12 protein-coding genes are annotated in these 17,385 nt (G+C 69.1%); 9 read left to right on the plus strand and 3 right to left on the minus strand.

The window, feature by feature from the left end; genetic code table 11:
- Positions 1–184 precede the first annotated feature (184 nt).
- Positions 185–3,535 carry a glycosyl hydrolase gene (locus tag SR3_RS11935; protein ID WP_068085871.1) on the plus strand — a complete coding sequence of 1,117 codons (3,351 nt, stop codon included), beginning with the start codon at positions 185–187 and terminating at the stop codon, positions 3,533–3,535.
- Positions 3,532–6,330 carry a family 78 glycoside hydrolase catalytic domain gene (locus SR3_RS11940; protein WP_068085872.1) on the plus strand — a complete coding sequence of 933 codons (2,799 nt, stop codon included), beginning with the start codon at positions 3,532–3,534 and terminating at the stop codon, positions 6,328–6,330. The genes SR3_RS11935 and SR3_RS11940 overlap by 4 nt, the downstream gene beginning before the upstream one ends.
- On the opposite strand, the gene SR3_RS11945 is transcribed toward SR3_RS11940, so the two are convergent.
- From SR3_RS11945 to SR3_RS11955, 3 genes are read right to left on the minus strand one after another with little or no spacing between them, the layout of a single operon-like run.
- Positions 6,291–7,535, minus strand: a complete 1,245-nt coding sequence (locus SR3_RS11945) for an SGNH/GDSL hydrolase family protein (RefSeq protein ID WP_068085874.1) — start codon at positions 7,533–7,535, stop codon at positions 6,291–6,293. The two genes, SR3_RS11940 and SR3_RS11945, sit on opposite strands and share 40 nt — an antisense overlap.
- A complete protein-coding gene (locus SR3_RS11950; RefSeq protein WP_068085877.1) occupies positions 7,532–8,668 on the minus strand; it encodes a CaiB/BaiF CoA transferase family protein in 1,137 nt (378 codons plus the stop codon). The genes SR3_RS11945 and SR3_RS11950 overlap by 4 nt, the downstream gene beginning before the upstream one ends.
- On the minus strand, positions 8,665–9,729 hold the full coding sequence (locus SR3_RS11955) for a type 2 periplasmic-binding domain-containing protein (protein WP_245653884.1): 1,065 nt from the start codon (positions 9,727–9,729) through the stop codon (positions 8,665–8,667). The genes SR3_RS11950 and SR3_RS11955 overlap by 4 nt, the downstream gene beginning before the upstream one ends.
- Before the next feature lie 176 nt (positions 9,730–9,905).
- On the opposite strand from SR3_RS11955, the gene SR3_RS11960 reads away from it, so the two are divergent.
- Genes SR3_RS11960 through SR3_RS11990 form a run of 7 tightly spaced genes read left to right on the plus strand, consistent with a single transcriptional unit; the run spans position 9,906 to position 17,385 of the window.
- Positions 9,906–11,093 carry a CaiB/BaiF CoA transferase family protein gene (locus SR3_RS11960; RefSeq protein WP_245653885.1) on the plus strand — a complete coding sequence of 396 codons (1,188 nt, stop codon included), beginning with the start codon at positions 9,906–9,908 and terminating at the stop codon, positions 11,091–11,093.
- Positions 11,090–11,539 carry a MaoC family dehydratase gene (locus tag SR3_RS11965; protein ID WP_068085883.1) on the plus strand — a complete coding sequence of 150 codons (450 nt, stop codon included), beginning with the start codon at positions 11,090–11,092 and terminating at the stop codon, positions 11,537–11,539. The genes SR3_RS11960 and SR3_RS11965 overlap by 4 nt, the downstream gene beginning before the upstream one ends.
- 1 nt (position 11,540) lies before the next feature.
- Entirely contained in the window at positions 11,541–12,542 is a 1,002-nt protein-coding gene (locus tag SR3_RS11970; protein ID WP_068086057.1) for a sugar ABC transporter substrate-binding protein, read from the plus strand.
- Positions 12,536–14,023, plus strand: a complete 1,488-nt coding sequence (locus tag SR3_RS11975) for a sugar ABC transporter ATP-binding protein (protein WP_068085886.1) — start codon at positions 12,536–12,538, stop codon at positions 14,021–14,023. The genes SR3_RS11970 and SR3_RS11975 overlap by 7 nt, the downstream gene beginning before the upstream one ends.
- A complete protein-coding gene (locus SR3_RS11980) occupies positions 14,020–15,150 on the plus strand; it encodes an ABC transporter permease (RefSeq protein WP_068085889.1) in 1,131 nt (376 codons plus the stop codon). The genes SR3_RS11975 and SR3_RS11980 overlap by 4 nt, the downstream gene beginning before the upstream one ends.
- A 1-nt stretch (position 15,151) precedes the next feature.
- A complete protein-coding gene (locus SR3_RS11985) occupies positions 15,152–16,324 on the plus strand; it encodes an extracellular solute-binding protein (RefSeq protein ID WP_068085893.1) in 1,173 nt (390 codons plus the stop codon).
- Positions 16,321–17,385, plus strand: a complete 1,065-nt coding sequence (locus SR3_RS11990) for a Gfo/Idh/MocA family protein (protein WP_068085896.1) — start codon at positions 16,321–16,323, stop codon at positions 17,383–17,385. Before SR3_RS11985 ends, SR3_RS11990 begins: the two co-directional genes overlap by 4 nt.

Genomic DNA, 17,385 nt, shown 5'->3' on the forward strand with positions numbered 1-17,385 from the left:
TGTTCATCTGACATCCCCAATTTTGCTTCCGATCCCCTGAGCAAGCAAGCCCCACCGGGCGCGTTGTCGACCGACTTGGGCGGCCCGGCCGATGCTCCCTGCAAGAGGATGCGCCGAATTCCGGTTTGACGCCGATAAATTTGTCTGCGAACTATACATTACTCTATAAACATGAAACGAGGGGATGCCCGTGGGTCAAGAGGGTGAAGGTGGGGGCAGCGGATGGGCGGTCCGTCGGCGCGAGGTGCTGGCGGGCGCGGCGATGACCGGCCTTGCCTCCATGGCGTCCGCCGCGCCGCTGGGCCTCAATCCCGGCGCCCGGGGCTCAGGCTTCGAAGCGGTGTCCGCCGCCTTCGATCAGCCGCCGCGTGAAGCCGGTCTCGGCGCCTATTGGTATTGGCTGGGCGGCGCGATGACGCGCGAGGGCGTCACCGCCGACCTTGAGGCGATGCACGCCAATGGCATCACCACGGCCATGCTCTTCGCCATCGGCGCGTCGGGCCGCACGCCGCTTGTCTCGCCACCCGCCGATGCGCTGACGCCGGCATGGTGGGCTCTGGTCGATCATGCGGTGGCCGAAGCGGATCGCCTCGGCATGACCGTCTCGCTGAACATGTGCGACGGCTGGGCGACCGCCAGCGGTCCGTGGATCACGCCAGACCTGTCGATGCAGCTGGTCACCTGGTCCGAAACACGCGCCCATGCGGGCGACGCGGACATCCGCCTGCCCACACCGCCCCACCAGCGCGACTATTATCGCGACACGGCGGTTTTCGCCTTCCCCTGGCCGGAAAGCTTCGATGCAAGCAGCGCGGCCCTTCGCCCCCATGTCACCACGGACCTGCCGCTTATGGCCGGAGCCGAACCCGGCTGGATGCTCGATCCCGACAACAGGCGCGACCTCTTCGATACCACCGCGCCCGGCCATATCGACTTCGGCTTCGATCGCCCCTTCACCCTGCGCTCGGTCACGGTCAGAACACCCTCGCCCTATGGCTATGCGCCCGGCGTCTATCGCGCCGCAAACTCGCTGGAGGTGCAGGCGAGCGACGACGGCCATACCTTCCGCTCCGTCGGCTGGCTGGAGTATCCCAAACATGGCTGGCAGACCGATCTGACGACGCTCACCCATGCCCTGCCCGAGACGACAGCGCGCACCTTCCGCTTCCTGCATCATCCCGCGCGGCCCGAGCCCTATCGCGAGGATTATGACTTCGGCGAGGATCTGCGGCTGCGCCTGTTCAGCCTTGAACTCTCGTCGCGCCCGGACATCCACCAGATCTCCGGCAAGAGCGCGGCCCAATGGTCCATCGCGCGCCGCACGACCAGCCGGGACGTGCCGCCCGCCGCCTGCGTCGATCCGGCGCAGGCCATCGATCTCACCAAGCAACTGCGCCCCGACGGCACGCTGGACTGGACGCCACCGCAAGGCCGCTGGCGGGTTCTTCGCCTTGGCTACACCACCAGCGGCAAGGAGAATTCGGCGGCGGGCGGGGCGCAGGGGCTGGAGGTCGACCGCTTCAACCCGGCAGCGGTCAAGCTGCAGTTCGACCGCTGGTTCGGCGCCGTCCTCGACAAGGTCGGCCCGGAGCGTGCCGGTCGCGTGATGAACACAGTCCATGTCGACAGCTGGGAGGCGAGCGGACAGAACTGGTCGCCCGGCTTCCTCGCCGATTTCCGGCGACTGCGCGGCTTCGATCTCACGCCGTGGCTGCCGGTGCTGGCGGGCGTGCCGATGGGCAGCGCGGAGGCCAGCGAGGCCGTGCTTCACGACCTGCGCCGCACGGTGGCCGAACTCACCCAGTCGGCCTTCTTCGAAACGGTTGCCGCCCTCGCCCATGCGCGCGGCTGCACCTTCAGCGGCGAACCGGCCAGCCCGACCTTTGCGGTGGACGGCCTGCGCTGGGCCGAGGCGACCGACGTTCCGATGGGCGAGTTCTGGCTGCGCACGCCCCGCAACGACAAGCCCACCGATGTCGCCGATGCCGTCTCGGGCGGGCGCATCTACGGCAAGCGGGTGATCGCCACCGAAAGCTTCACGCAGGGGCTGATGGCGTGGGATGAGCATCCCGGCATGATGAAGCCGCTGGGCGACCGGCACTATTGCCGGGGCATCAACCGCTTCATGCTTCACGTCTATGCCGGCCAGCCCTTTCTGGATCGGGCCCCGGCCATGACGCTGAACGGCATCGGCAGCTTCTTCAGCCGCACGCAGACCTGGTGGAAGCCGGGCAAGGCGTGGTTCGACTATATGCGCCGCTGTCAGGCCGTGCTTCAGCAGGGGCGCGGCGTGGCGGACATCGCCGCCTTCATCGGCGAGGAGATCCCCTCGCGCGCGCTCCTGCCCGAGCGGCTGGACAGCGCCGTGCCCGAGGGCCTCACCTTCGACAGCATCAACCGCGATGCGCTGCTCCGGCTGGCGCGCGTCGAGCAGGGCGTGATCGTGCTGGCGGGCGGCGCGCGCTATCGGCTGCTGACGCTGCCTGCGGGCGGGCGCTATTCCTGCGAATTTCTGCGGGGCCTCTTGCGCCTGCTGCGCGCCGGGGCGACGGTTTGCGGCAGCGCGTCGCAGGGCCCGATCGGCCATGGCGATGATGCGGCCGCCCATGCCGGCCTCGTCGCGCAGATCTGGGATGGCAGCGATCTGCGCCGGATCGGCGCGGGCCGGATGTTCGGCGACGGCGATGTCGCGGCGGCGGCGGCGCGGATCGGCCTGACGCCCGATCTGACCGCGACCGGAGGCGCCATCGACTGGACCCATCGTACCGGAGACGGCTGGGACGCCTATTTCATCGTCAACAAGCACGATCGGCCCATCCAGCCAGCGCTCTCCCTGCGCGGCAGCTTCGCATCGGTGGAACGCTGGAACCCCGATGGCGGGCGCCGGACGCGGCTCTCCGGCTGGACACGCCGTGGCGAACGCAGCGAGGGGCCCCTGACCCTCGCGCCGCGTGAAAGCGCGATCCTGCTGTGCCGCGCTTCGGATGGATCAGCACCTCCGAAGGAACCGCTCCACCCCGCCACCACAGGCCGCACCCTTGCCGGGCCATGGCAGCTCAGCTTCAGCGGCTTCCATGCGCCCGATGCCCGGATCACGCTGCCGGAACCAGCCTTGTGGTCAACCCTCTCCCCGCATGATCTGCGCTATCATTCCGGTTCGGGCCACTATCGGACCTCACTGACTTTGGAGGCAGCGGCGCTGGCCCCGGGCCGCCGCCTGTGGCTCGATCTCGGCACGGTGCGCGAGATGGCGGAGGTGATCGTCAATGGCCGCCTGATCGCCACCTTATGGACCCCGCCCTTCGCCGCCGACATCACCGGGGCGCTACGCCCCGGCGCCAACAGCATCGAACTGGTCGTCACCAACACCTGGCATAACCGGCTGGCCGCGGACAGCGCCCTGCCCGATGCCCGGCGCGTCACCTGGGTGCAGCCACGCCTGCGCAAGAAGCAGGAATGGCTGCCGCACGCCGATGCACCGCTGATCCCCTCGGGCCTTGCCGGTCCCGTCCGCCTGATCGAGACCGCAGCATGACCTTCAACCGCCGCGAAGCGCTCTCCCTGATGGCCGTTGCGCCGATGGCCTCCATCAGACCGGCTGCCGCATCGCAGGCCGCACCCGTCGCGCTGGCCATCGCATGGCGCGAACAGGCCATCGGCATCGACACGCGGCGTCCGCGCTTCTCATGGAAGCTGCGGGCCGACGACACCGCGCGCGACATAAGGCAATCGGCCTTCCGTCTGGTGGTCGGCACCTGCGCCGAGGCCGTCCGGCAAGGCGAAGGGGCCATCTGGGACAGCGGCGTGATGCACACGGCTCAGGCGCTGGCCCGCCCCCTGCGGGATCTGGCGCTGGAAAGCCACGCCAGCTACTGGTGGTCCATCCGCTGCGCCGACGGCCTGGGGAACTGGAGCCGCTGGGCCGAGCCCCATCGCTTCGTGACCGGCCTGATCGATCCGGCGGACTGGCGCGCGGAATGGATCGCCGCCGCGCAGGACCGCACGCTGCCGCCGCACATTGCGGGCCAAGCGCCGCGTGACCTGCTCCCGGCCCAGCCCCTGCCGCTGTTCCGCCGCGATTTCACGCTCGATCAGGCGCCGCGCCGCGCCACGCTCTCGGTGGCGGGGCTGGGCCTTTACACGCTGGCGCTCAACGGCAGGACGGTCGGCGATGCCGCGCTGGCCCCGGGCTGGACCGACTATCGCCGCACCATCCTCTACGACACCTATGACGTGACGGCGCTGCTGCAGCCCGGCGCGAATGCGCTGGCGCTGATGCTGGGCAACGGCTTCTACAATGTCGAACATCAGCCGGGCCGCTACACCAAGCTGCTCGACAGCTTCGGCCAGCCCAAGGCGATCCTGCTGCTCACCATCGAGGCGGCGGACGGTCAGCGCACCCATATCGCCACCGACAGCACATGGCGGACCCATGAAGGGCCGATCCGCTTCTCCTCCATCTATGGCGGCGAGGATGTCGATGCGCGTCTGGAGCCCACCGGCTGGACCGCGCCGAACCATGCCGCCCCGGGCTGGTCCCCGGCGCTGGTGGTGCGCGGGCCGGGCGGGCGCCTGAAAGCCTCGCAGGTGCCGCCTGTCATCATCGGCGAGACGCTGATGCCGCAGTCGATCACGCAGCCCGCGCCGGGCGTCACGCTGATCGACTTTGGCCGCAACATCGCCGGGCGCCCGATGATCGAGCTGGTCGCCAACAGCGGGGAGACGGCCATCCTCACCCCTGCCGAAGCGCTCGACGCCCATGGCCGGGCCGACCAGCGCAGCTTCAACGGCGGCCCGAACCGGCGGGTCGAGTTCCGCTATACGGCGGCGGGCCGGGGCCTGGAGCGCTTTGAGCCGCGTTTCACCTATCACGGCTTCCGCTATATCGAGGTCAGCGGCGTGCCCCGCGCCGCCATCCACGCAATCGTGGCCCATGTGCTGCATGCCGATGCCGCCCGCGCGGGAGCCTTCACCTCGGAGGACGCGGACATGACCGCCATCCACCAGTTGATCGACCATGCGGTGACGAGCAACATGATGTCGGTGCTGACCGACTGCCCGCATCGCGAGAAGCTGGGCTGGCTGGAGCAGACCTATCTCAACGCGCCGACCGTTTTCTACAACCGCGACGCCATCACGCTTTACGAAAAGCTCGTCGACGACATCGCCGAGGCGCAGCAGGGCGATGGCATGGTGCCCGGCATCGCGCCCGAATACATCGCCTTCATCGACCGCGAAGGGCACGACCAGATCTGGCGCAACTCGCCTGAGTGGGGCGTGGCTGCGGTGCTGGCGCCATGGGCCGCCTATCGCTTTCAGGGCGATGCCGCGATCCTAGCGGCGGCCTGGCCTGCGGCGGAGCTGTATTGCCGCTACCTCGATAGCCGCTCGCAGGATGGGTTGCTCGATTTCGGCATGGGCGACTGGTATGATATCGGCCCCAAAGACCCCGGAGAAGCCCAGCTGACGAGCCGCAGCCTCGTGGGCACCGCCGCCCATATCGAGGCGCTGCAGGCCATGGCGCGCATGGCGCCGCTGGTGGGCCGGGCGCGTGAGGCGGGTGACTATCAGGCGCGGGCGGCGCGGATCGCGGCGGCGCTCAACCGGCGTTTCCTCAATGGCGCGACAGGGCAATATGATCGCGGCAGCCAGACCGCGCAGGCGATGCCGCTGGCGCTGGGCCTTGTCCCGCCGCCGCAGCGCGCGCGGGCGCTGGCCCTGCTGATCGCCGCGATCCGGGCGACGGGCAATGGCGTCACCGCCGGTGATATCGGCTTCCGCTATGTCATCGAGGCACTGTCGCAAAGTGGTCGCGACGATATCGTGCTGGACATGCTGCGCGTCCGCGACCGGCCCAGCTATCTGTATCAGATCGACCACGGCGCCACCGCGCTGACCGAGGCATGGGATGGCAATCCGACCAAATCGCTCAACCATTTCATGCTCGGACAGGCCGAAGGATGGCTCTATGGGCGGCTGGCGGGGCTGCGCATCGATCATGCCCTGCCCGAACCACAGGCCCTGACCATCGCCCCTATCGTGCTGCCCTCGGTGACGGGGGCCACGGCCTGGCATGAGACGCCCGCGGGCCGCCTCGCCTGCCAGTGGCGCCGCGAGGGCGCACGGCTGACCATCGCCGTGGAGATCCCGGCGGGACGGCGCGCGACGGTGCTGCTGCCCGACATGCGCCCGGCATCGCTGCGCGAGGGCGGCCAGCCGCTCAGTCGACGGCCCGCGCTCCATGCCCGGCAGGAGCGCAATGCGATGCGCGTGGAACTGGGCTCAGGCCACTACAGCTTCGAGGGGGCGTGGCGGGCGCGGCCCGTCTGACGCTCCTCGAACAGCGCGGATGACACCGCCGCGGCCATGGCCGTGTTGCCCGCATCGTTGGGGTGGAGGTGGTCGCCATCGTCGAAGGCCGGGTTCATGCAGGCCGGGTCGGCGGGATCGGCGGTCACCTGATCGAAATCCACCACCCCGTCGAAGATGCCGCTGGTGCGGATGAAGCGGTTGAGCGCGACCCGCATCGCCTCCGCCTTGGGCGTGTAATAGACCGCGCCCTTGAACGGCAGCAGCGTCGCGCCGATCACCTGCACGCCGCGCGCATGGGCCCGCTCGACAAGCTGGCGCTGGGCCATCATCACCATCTCGGCGGTGACGATGCTGTCCGGCAGGGCCGACCAGCCGATATCGTTGATCCCTTCGAGCAGGATGACATGGGTCACCCCCGGCACGGCCAGCACATCGCGGTCGAAACGCGCAAGCCCCGGCGCGGCGAAACCATCGTGCAACAGCCGGTTCCCGCCGATGCCGGCATTGACGATGCTCCAGCCCGCGCGCGCGGGATCGCGCGCAAACCGGCTGGCGAGCTGCTGCGGCCAGCCCATATCGATGCTGCTGGTCTTGGCGATGCCCTCGACGATCGAATCGCCGAAGGCGACGATCACGGGCGCTGGCGCGTCGCGCACCACCTCGACAGCGGAGACGATGCCCGGTCCGCGCAGACTTTCGGCGCCTTGCATCGCGGCCTCGGCGCCCCGGTCGCCGGGGGCGACCGCAATCCGGCTCAGATGGCCGCCGGGCATGCCCGCCTGGGGGTAATAGACCGAGACGACAAGGGTCTGCAGCGCGGAAACGGAAAGATCGAGGGCGTCGCTGACGATGGGCGCGCCAGCGGGCAGCGTCACATGGTCCTGCCCCGCGAACATCACCTTGCGTTCCGAGCCCGGAATGACGCGCTGCCGGGGGTCGGCCAGCGCGATGCGCACATCGCCGACCGCGAGCGGCATGCGGCCATACTCATTGGTCAGGCGCAGCCGGATTCTGCGGGCGCCGATGCCGAGGCGCAGGGTCTGGCGGACCGTCTGGTTCTCGAAGATCGCGGGCGACGTTCCGGCTTTCAGCGCCACGGGCGGCGAGCCGGGACTGAGCCAGCCCGCCACCCATGTTTCGGCAAAGGCTGGTGCTGGAACCACAAGGGAAAGCGGCAGCAGCACCCGGCAGAGCCGCGAAACCCAGGCATGGCTGGCGCTCACAGGGCATCCAATCCGAATTCGCGGACAATCGCCGCGCCATGCTCCCCGATGCGCGGCGCGCCGACCGGAGACCCGGCTCGGTCGCCATCGATGCGCACCGGCGCGCGCGTCGTGGCGATGGCGGCGCTGCCACGACGGATCGTCTGCAACATGTCCAGCCGGCGAAAGCCTTCCTCCGCCAGCAGCTGCGGCCAGTCGTAAATCGGGGCGCACCAGATGTCTGCGGGGCGAAAGATGGCGAGCCATTGGTCGGTCGTGCTGGTCGCCAGCTGCCCGGCGACCAGCGCCTTCACCCCGTCGCGGTCGCGGAAGGGATCGCGGTCGCCGAACCGCAGATCGAGCAAGGGCTCCAGCACCGGCAGCGGCGTCATCGCCAGCGCCAGCCACCCATCCGCCGTGCGATAGACACCGTAGGGCGCGGCCAGATAGGCATGCGCATTGTCCACGGCAGCCCGCGTGGGCAGGCGGCCGCCATCGTTGAGATGAGTCGTCAGCACCTCGAACTGCAGGTCCACCAAAGCCTCCATCAGGCTGGTCTCGACATGCGCGCCCTCGCCGCAGATCCCGCGCCGCACAAGGGCGGCCAGAATGCCCTGCGTCAGGATATGGCCGGCCAGCATATCCGCCACCGACAGGCCGAAGGGCACGGGCCCCTGCCCTTCGCTGCCGCTGAGCCACATCGCACCCGACATCGCCTGAGCCAGCAGATCCTGCCCGGGCAAACCCGCCCATGGCCCATCGGGACCATAGCCGGAGATGCTGCCGACCACGAGACGCGGACAATCCGCCCGCAGACGCTCCGGACCAAAGCCGAGACGGTCGGCCACGCCCGGGCGATAATTCTGGATGACCACATCGGCCCGCGCGATCAACCGACGCAGCCGCGCCGCATCGCCCGGATCCTTCAGATCCACCGCGAAGCTTTCCTTGTTGCGGTTGATCGCATGGAACAGCGTGGAATCGCCCGCCACATCGGTGTCGCTGAGATAAAGCGTGCGGCAGATATCCCCGCCGTCCGGCCGCTCGATCTTGATGACCCGCGCGCCAAGATCGCCCAGCCGCAAGGCCGCCGAGGGGCCCGACAGGAACTGCGCCATATCGATGACGAGCAGACCGGAGAGCGGCGCGGTCATCGGCTCTGCCGGTAAAGGGTGTTGAGGGCAGCCAGCGCATCGGTGGCCGTTTCACCCCGGCGCAGCGCTTCCTCCAGCCGATGCGAGGCGGCGTCCTGAAACGCCATATAGCCGTCGTGGCGCGGGCGCAGCCATGCCTGATCGAGCGTGCGCCTTGTGGCGCGGTAGAAATCATGGGTCGCGCGGTTCACGCCATCATCGCCCCATGCCTCGGCATGGGCAGGCTGTCCTCCTTCGGCCGCGACGAGATCGCGCTGCAGCGCCCCGCCCGCCACCCATGCGGCGAATCGCGCCGCGCCTGACGGGTCGTCCCCCAAGGCTGAAACCGCCAGCCCCGTCCCGCCCAGCGCCGTGCCGACAGGCTGCGTGTTGAAGACGGGCACATCCGCAAAATGGATGGTCCGGCTGCGAAAGCCGTCCCGCGCGTAGCTGACATAGCCATAGATGAAGGGCGCCACGGCTATCGGCGAGGCCGGATCGGCCATCGCCTCGAACACCGCAATCGGGTCCATCGACCATGCGGCGGGATCGATCGCCGCCGCAAGGTCGCGCAGGCGATCATAGGCGGCGGCGGCTTGAACCGGAAACAGATCCTGCGCCTCCACATCCAGCCCGAAACCCGCCAGGCCGCACAGCGAGAACAGCGTCATCAGGCCGTGCGGCGCGCGCAGCGGCACCATCACCCGCCCCGCCGCGAGCAGTGGCTGCAGGTCTTCGAAACGCGTCACCGGCGCGGGGATGCGCCCGGGCACCCAGGCCTGCACCTGACTGGCGGCGTCGATCGGCAGGGCCCATTGATGCCCGGCCCAGCGATAGCTCTCATAGGAGCCGCCCACCGATCCGGCGGCGATGCCCTCCAGCACCGACTCGGCGACAAGGCCGTCGAGCGGCGCGAGACAGCCAGCCGCCGCCACATGGCCAACATGCGGATGATCGATGACGATCAGGTCGTAATGCCGCGCCAGCTCCCCCACGGGAAAGGTCTCAAAGTCCTGCAGCGAGCGGCGATCCCACGTGATGGCCTCGCCCGTTTCGGCTTCCCACGCGCGGGAAGCGGCCACCAGCGGATCGGCTCCTCTGGGATGATCCCATGTCATGCCACGCAACGGTTTTCCCCTTTGTCCATCGTCCTGCGCCAAAGCTGTTGACGCACATTACCGTGGCGATTATCGTTTGCCAATAAACAACGCGTCAATATGCAAACAGAGAGGATGGAGTGTTGGCAGCCGCTGGAGACTTGAATCACGACGTCAGCGGCAGCCTGCCGGGTCATGACGCTGGCGGCATGCTGCCGCTGGCCGGGACGACCGTTCTCGACTTCAGCCAGTTTCTTGCCGGCCCCTCCTGCGCGCTGCGCCTTGCGGATATGGGCGCGCGCGTCATAAAGATCGAGCGCCCGGCGGGCGGCGATGCCGGACGCGGCCTCTTTCTGGCCGATGTCGGCTTCGACGAGGACAGCGCGCTCTTCCACACCATCAACCGCAACAAGCAGAGCTACACGGCGGATCTGAAAGATCCCGCCGATGCCGAGGCCGTCCGCGCACTGCTGGCGCAGGCCGATGTGATGATCCACAATTTCCGCCCCGGCATCATGGACCGACTCGGTTTCGGCTGGGAGGCGGTCTCCGCGCTCAACCCCCGGCTGATCTATGCCGGGGTCAACGGTTATGGCGCGGATGGGCCCTGGCGTGACCGGCCGGGGCAGGATCTGCTGGTGCAGTCCCTCTCGGGCATGGCCTGGCTTTCGGGCGACGCCGGGCAGGCGCCGGTGCCGGCGGGACTCTCCATCGTCGACATGATGGCCGGGGCGCAGCTGTGCCAGGGCGTGCTGGCGCTCCTTGTGCGCCGGGGCGTCACGGGGCGCGGCGGGCGGGTCGATGTCAGCCTGCTCGAAGCCGCGATCGACCTGCAGTTCGAACATCTCTCGGTCCATCTCAACCGGAACGATCCGATGCCCAGACGCAGCGCCGTCGCCAATGGCAATGTCTATCTCTCCGCGCCCTATGGCATCTATGCCACCGCCGATGGTTATCTGGCGCTGGCCATGGCGCCGGTGGACAGGCTGGGCGATCTGCTCGGCCTTGGCGCGCTCGGGCAGTTTCCCGCCAGCAGCTGGTTCGACCGGCGCGACGAGATCAAGGCGCTGATCCGCGATCATCTGCCCTCACAAACCACCGCTCAATGGCTGGCCGTGCTTGAGCCCGCCGGCATCTGGGCCGCCCCCGTGCTGGACTGGCCCGCGCTTCAGGCGCAGCCCGCCTTTGGCGCTCTGGGCATGACCCAACGCATCGCCGCGCCAGACGGCAGCACGATGATCACCACACGCTGCCCGATCCGGATCGATGGACAGATGCTGACCTCGCCCCGCGCGGGCCCAAGGCTTGGCGCGGACCGGGCGGCCATCGACGGGGAGCTGGCGGCATGATCGTCGAGCAATATTTCGAGGACTATGTGATCGGCGCGGAACGCACGAGTTTCGGCCGGACGATCACCGAGACCGATTTCGTGGTCCATGCCGGGCACAGCGGGGATTTCTTCCCGCACCATATGGACGCGGCCTGGTGCGCCACGCAGGACATCGGCCAGCGCATCGCGCATGGCACGCTGATCTTCACGGTCGGCATCGGCCTGACCGCCACCACCATCAACCCGCATGCCATGTCCTATGGCTATGACCGGCTGCGCTTCATCCGCCCGGTGCATATCGGCGACACGATCCGCACGATCACCCGGATCGCCGACAAGCGCGATCATCCCAAGCGGACCGGCCATGGCGTGGTCACCGAAACGGTGGACATCCGCAACCAGCGCGATGAAACGGTGCTTGCCTGCGAGCATCTCTATCTTGTCACGCGCCGTCTGGCGGGCTGAGATGCGCCGCCGCCGACTGCTGCCGATCCTGCTGGCCGGAGGGGTGATGGCCGTGGCCCTCTGCTCGCTTGCCGGTGTGCGGCAGGCGGCGCGTGCCGATGTGGCCCCCATGCCCGCCCTGAAACCGGGGGCGCCGCGCTATGGCCTGTCGACCGTGGGGCTCAGCTATCCCTTCGCCGCCGCCATCGCCAAGGGCTTTGCCGAAGCCGCGGCGGCGGCGGGCGCCGGCGCCATCATCCTCGACGCCAAGGGCGACGTGCAGAAGCAGACCAACGACGTGGACGATCTGATCGCGCAAAAGGTCGACGGCATCGCGCTGATGCCGCTCGATTCCGTTGTCGCCGAGGGCATTGTCGCGCGGGCCGGGCGCGGCCATGTCCCCATTGCGGCGGTCGCCGCGCTGGTCGGCGATCCGGCCAAGCGGCGGGTCGAAGACGTTTACCCCGGGCTGGTCGCGCTGGCCTCGCAGGATGAAGTGACCGCCGGACGCGCCGCCGGCACGCTGGCGGCCACGATGCTGCCCGCCGACAGGCCCGCGCGAATCGCGGTGATTGAAGGCGCTTCTGGCTTTCCCGAGGTGGAGCAGCGGGCGCGCGGCTTCCGCGAAGGGCTTGCGGCAGCGGGCGCGCGCTATCGCATCGTCGCCTCGCAACCCGGCAACTGGACCGCGGAGGGCGGCGAGCGCGCCTGCCAGAACATCCTCGCCGCGCAGCCCGGCACCGATCTGTTCTACAATGAGGCGGATGACATGGTGATCGGCTGCGCCCGCGCGGTGCGGGCCGCCGGATCGCGGGCGCGGCTGATCGGCACGGGCGGATCGAAGCTGGCCATCGCCTCGATCAAGGCCGGGGCGGTGGATGGCACGGTCTGCTTCAAGCCGGAGGCGCTTGGCGCGCAGGTCTTCGCCGCGCTCCACCGGCCCGGCGAGGGCGCGCGCTTCCGCACCTATCCCATGCCCGCCGTGACCCGGGCCACCGTCGACCGGTGCGTGGGCCAATGGTGAGCCCCCTCCTCTCCCTCGACGGCATCGGCAAGTGCTGGCCGAACGGCACCGCCGCGCTGCGCGGCGTGGAGGCCTCCTTCGAGCCGGGCCGCGTCCACGGCCTGCTGGGCGCGAATGGCGCGGGCAAATCGACGCTGATCAAGATCCTCTCGGGGGCGGAAAGCATCACGGCCGGGCAGCTGATCTGGCAGGGCGAGCCCCGGCGGTGGCGGGGCCCGCGTGACGCGCGCGCCGCCGGCATCGCCACCATCTACCAGCACATCCCGCTCGTCCCCACGCTGAGCGCGCGCGACAACATGCTGCTCGAACAGCGCGGCCTGTGGCGGGATGCGAGCAGGGCGCGGCAGGAAGCGGCGCGGATCGTGGCCGCGCTGGGCCACCCCTTCCCGCTCGACGCCACCGTCGCCGATCTGCCGATCGGCGCGCGCCAGATGGTGGCCATCGCGCAGGCGCTGATGGGCGACCCGCAGCTGGTCATCATGGACGAGCCGACCGCCTCGCTGGCCGGGGATGAGCGCGTGGCGGTCTACCACACCGTCCGGCGGCTGGCCGCCGAGGGGCGGACGGTGCTGTTCGTCTCGCATTTCCTCGACGAGATCGTGGCGCTCACCGACACGGTGACCGTGCTGCGCGACGGCAAGGTGGTGCTGCGCGCCGAAACCGGGACGCTTGACGAAGCCGCCATCGCCGCCGCCATCGCGGGCCGGTCGGTCGCGATGCTGGAGCGGCCACCGGAACGCCGGGCGACGGGCGCCCCCGTGCTGGAGATTCGCGATCTCGCCTCCCCCGGCAGGCTCGCACCCTTGTCCTTCACGCTTCATGCCGGTGAGATCGTCGGCGTTGCGGGCATGCTGGGCTCGGGGCGGAGCGAGTTGCTGCACGCCATCTTCGGAGATGACCCAAGGGCCAGGGGGCAGGTGCTGCTCGATGGCCGCGCCATCGGGCGTTCCACGCAGGAGGCTGTGGCCGCAGGCCTGGCGCTGGTGCCCGAAGACCGCGCGCGGCAGGGCTATGTCGGCCCGATGTCGCTGGCCGAAAACATGGCGCTCCCCGCCGGGGGCCTGCTGATCGACGACGCCGCCGAAGCCCAAGCCGCGCAGGCCGCCATCGACCGGCTGGCGATCAAGGCGCCGGGCATCGACGCCACGCCCGCCGAACTGTCCGGCGGCAATGCGCAGAAGGTGGTGATCGCCAAATGGCTCACCGCCCGCACCCGCGTGCTGCTGCTCGACGAGCCCACCGCCGGGATCGACATCGGCGCGCGCACCGATATCCTGCGGCTGGTCCGCAAGCTGGCCGATGATGGCTTGCCGGTGCTGATCGTCAGCTCCGAGCCCAGCGAATTGCTGGCCATCTGCGACCGGATCCTCATCCTGCGGGACGGCGCGCTGGTGGCCGATGTCGATCCCGCCGAACAGGATGAGGCCGGGCTGATCCAGCTGGCCGGCGGCAGCGCCCCTATGGAGAGGAATGCCGCATGACGGGCAACACACGATGGAGCGCCGCAATGGGCCTGCGCGAGGCCGGGGTCTATTACGCCCTGCTGATCCTGCTGGCGGTTCTGGCGGTGATCGCCGCCTCGCGCGGGTTGCCGCCCTATCTCTCGGCGCAGAACCTTGGCAACATCGCCTATCAGGCCTCGCTTGTCGGCATCATGGGCGTGGCGATGACGGTGATGCTGATCACCGGCGCTTTCGACCTTTCGGTCGCTTCGGTGGCGGCGCTGGCGGCGGCGGTGCTGATCGGGCTGGCGCCGCAGATCGGCTTTATCCCGGCCATGCTCTGCGCCCTGCTGACGGCAGCGGCCATCGGCATCGTCAATGGCGCGATTGTTTTGTTCGTGGGCATCAACGCCTTCATCGTGACGCTGGGCACGCTGACGGCGGTGCGCGGCCTCGTCCTCGTGCTGACCGGCGGCCGTTCGCTGATGGTCGAGCAACCGGAGCTTCTCCAGCAGATGCTGGCGTTTGAAAGCACGCGCGTTCCGGTCTTCTGGCCGCTGCTGCTGATCGGGCTCGGCGCCCTGGCCTTCGGCATCCTGCGCCGCCATCCCGCCGCTGTCGCCGGGGGGCTCACGGTGGCCGCGGCGTTGCTGGCCGGGCCGGGCTTCATGGTCGCCGTGCCCGTTCTCTACCTCGCGCTTTTCGCGGGCGGCATGGCGCTGGTGCTGCGGTATACGGTGCCGGGCCGCAGGATCTACGCGGTGGGCGGCAATGCCGAGGCGGCCCGCCTGTCCGGCATCAATGTTCATGCCTACAAGCTGGGCGCCTTCATCCTTTCCAGCGTCTCGGCGGGTTTTGCCGGTGTGCTCTTCGGCTGCCGGCTGGGCGCCATCAACCCCACCGCGCTGCAGGGCACCGAGCTGACGGTGATCGCGGCGGCGATTCTGGGCGGCACCTCGCTGTTCGGCGGGGCGGGCAATGTGGTGAAGACGGTGGCGGGGGCGCTGGTTCTCTTCACCCTGACCAATGGCTTCAACGTCCTCAATCTGGGCGCCAGCTATCAGGGGCTGATCGAGGGCGTGGTCGTCATTGCCGCCGCCGCGATCTACACCGTGGGTGGACGCCGCCGCGCAAACCCGCGCGCCGCCGCCGTGGGAGCCGCCTGACATGACCGACACCCTGCGCATCGCCATTCGCCGCTTCGATCCGTTCGACAAGGCGATTGCGGCGCAATTCGCCGATTTTGTCCGCGTGACCGGCGCCGACGCGAGGATCGAGGCGGTGCAGCTGGACCTCAATCCGCTGCACGAGACGCTGATCGCCGAGCGCGGCCTCGATTCGGGTGACTGGGACATCGCCTTCCTCAACACCGACTGGCTGGCCGAGGCCGTGGAGGCGGAGCTGCTGGAGGATCTCACGCCGCATATGGCGCGCGCGCCGATCCCCGACTTTCCCGAAGCGTGGAGCCCGTCGCTGACCGGCCTGCAGCGTTTCGGCGGGGGCTTCTGGGGCATGCCCTATCATGACGGGCCGGAATGCCTCGTCTACCGCAAGGATCTGGTGGATCGGCCCCCACAAAGCTGGGAGGAATTCCACAGCCTCGCGCGCCAGCTGCACAAGCCCGAGCAAGAGCAATATGGCACGGTGCTGGCGCTGTTCCCCGATGGGCACAACAGCTTCTATGATTTCTGCATCCACGTCTGGTCGCGCGGCGGCGATGTCTTCGACGCGCAGGGCAAGCCGACCCTCACCTCGCCCGAGGCCGAAGCCGCGCTGGATTTCCTGCGCATGCTCGCCCGTGACGAAAGCGCCATCGCGCCCGGCTGCCGCGATCTCGACAGCGTGCAGTCCGGCCTGCTGTTCGCGCGGGGCAAGGTGGCGCTGATGGCCAACTGGTTCGGTTTCGCCGCCTATGCCGACACCGCGCCAGACAGCAAGGTCAGGGGGCTGGTCGATGTGGCGCCGCTGCCCGCCGGGCCGGGGGGACGCAGCGTGTCGCTCAACGTCTTCTGGGTTCTGGCGATTGCCGCCGGTTCGCGCCACAAGGCGCTGGCATGGGACTTCCTGCGCCATTGCGCCACGGCGCCCATGGATCTGCTGACGACCACGCAAGGCGGCATCGGCGTCCGCCGCTCGACCTGGGCCGATCCCGGCGTCAACGCCACCATCCCCTATTATCACCGGCTCGACTGGCTGCATGAGCATGCCCGCGCCATGCCGGTGACGCCGCAGCTGGCGGCGATCAGCCATGCGGTGGACGATATGCTGACCGAAGCGCTCACCACCGACCGGCCAACCCCCGCCCTGCTGGCGCAGGCTCAGGCGAGGATCGCACCATGACCCCCGCGATGCCCCCGCTTCAGCAAAGCTGGCCGCTGCCCTCCCGGCCACGGCCCATCGTCATCCTGGGCGCCGGCGGCATCGTGCGCGACGCTCACCTGCCGGCCTATCGCAAGGCGGGCTTCACGGTGGCCGGCCTGTTCGACACCGATAGGGCGCGCGCGCAGGCGCTGGCCGCCCAATGGGGCATCGCCCGGGTCTTCCCGACACTGGAAGCGGCGGCGGCCATGCCCGATGCCGTGTTCGATGTCGCCGCGCCGCCAGTGGCGCATCGCCAGATCCTCTCCGCCCTGCCCGAGGGCGCGGCGGTGCTGCTTCAGAAGCCGATGGGTCTGGACCTTGCCGAGGCCACCGCGATCCGCCAGCTGGTGCGGGAGCGCAAGCTGACCGCCTCGGTCAATTTCCAGCTGCGCTATGCGCCGATGATGCTGGCCATCGCCGATGCGATCCGCAGCGGTCGGCTGGGCGAGCTGACCGAGATCGAGGTTCACATCAACCTCGTGACGCCATGGCATCTGTTCCCGCATCTGAAGGCCAATCCACGGGTCGAGATCGTTTCCCACTCGATCCATTATCTCGACACGATCCGCGCGCTGGCGGGCGATCCCGAAGCCGTCTTCGCGCGCAGCTTCGGCCATCCGGCGAGCGCGCTGACCGACACCAGAACCTCGATGATCCTCGATTATGGCCGCACCTTGCGCGTGCTGCTCTCGATCAACCATCACCATGATTTCGGCCGCCGTTTTCAGGACGCGGGCTTTCGTGTCGAGGGCACCAAAGGCGCGATGCGGGCCAAGCTGGGCGTGCTGCTCGACTATCCCGCCGGGGAGCCCGACGAACTCTGGCTGGCGCCCACCGGCGGCCCGTGGGAGGCGGTGCCGCTGCAGGGCGCATGGTTCCCCGACGCTTTCATCGGCCCGATGGCCAATCTGCAACGCTTCGCTTCGGGCGAGGATGCCACGCTGATGACCGCGGTCGAGGATGGCTGGCGCACCATGGCGCTGGTGGAGGCCTGCTACCGCGCCGCAGCGGCGCCCGGGACGCCAATTCCGGATCAATAA

The organism is Novosphingobium rosa NBRC 15208 (assembly GCF_001598555.1).
Classification (GTDB): domain Bacteria; phylum Pseudomonadota; class Alphaproteobacteria; order Sphingomonadales; family Sphingomonadaceae; genus Novosphingobium; species Novosphingobium rosa.

What these genes read in the sequence shown, in the direction of transcription:
- SR3_RS11935 (WP_068085871.1), top strand. Translation starts at nt 185, where the DNA reads ATGCCCGTGGGTCAAGAGGGTGAAGGTGGGGGCAGCGGATGGGCGGTC.
- SR3_RS11940 (WP_068085872.1), top strand. Translation starts at nt 3,532, where the DNA reads ATGACCTTCAACCGCCGCGAAGCGCTCTCCCTGATGGCCGTTGCGCCG.
- SR3_RS11950 (WP_068085877.1), bottom strand. Translation starts at nt 8,668, where the DNA reads ATGACCGCGCCGCTCTCCGGTCTGCTCGTCATCGATATGGCGCAGTTC.
- SR3_RS11965 (WP_068085883.1), top strand. Translation starts at nt 11,090, where the DNA reads ATGATCGTCGAGCAATATTTCGAGGACTATGTGATCGGCGCGGAACGC.
- SR3_RS11970 (WP_068086057.1), top strand. Translation starts at nt 11,541, where the DNA reads ATGCGCCGCCGCCGACTGCTGCCGATCCTGCTGGCCGGAGGGGTGATG.
- SR3_RS11975 (WP_068085886.1), top strand. Translation starts at nt 12,536, where the DNA reads ATGGTGAGCCCCCTCCTCTCCCTCGACGGCATCGGCAAGTGCTGGCCG.
- SR3_RS11980 (WP_068085889.1), top strand. Translation starts at nt 14,020, where the DNA reads ATGACGGGCAACACACGATGGAGCGCCGCAATGGGCCTGCGCGAGGCC.
- SR3_RS11985 (WP_068085893.1), top strand. Translation starts at nt 15,152, where the DNA reads ATGACCGACACCCTGCGCATCGCCATTCGCCGCTTCGATCCGTTCGAC.
- SR3_RS11990 (WP_068085896.1), top strand. Translation starts at nt 16,321, where the DNA reads ATGACCCCCGCGATGCCCCCGCTTCAGCAAAGCTGGCCGCTGCCCTCC.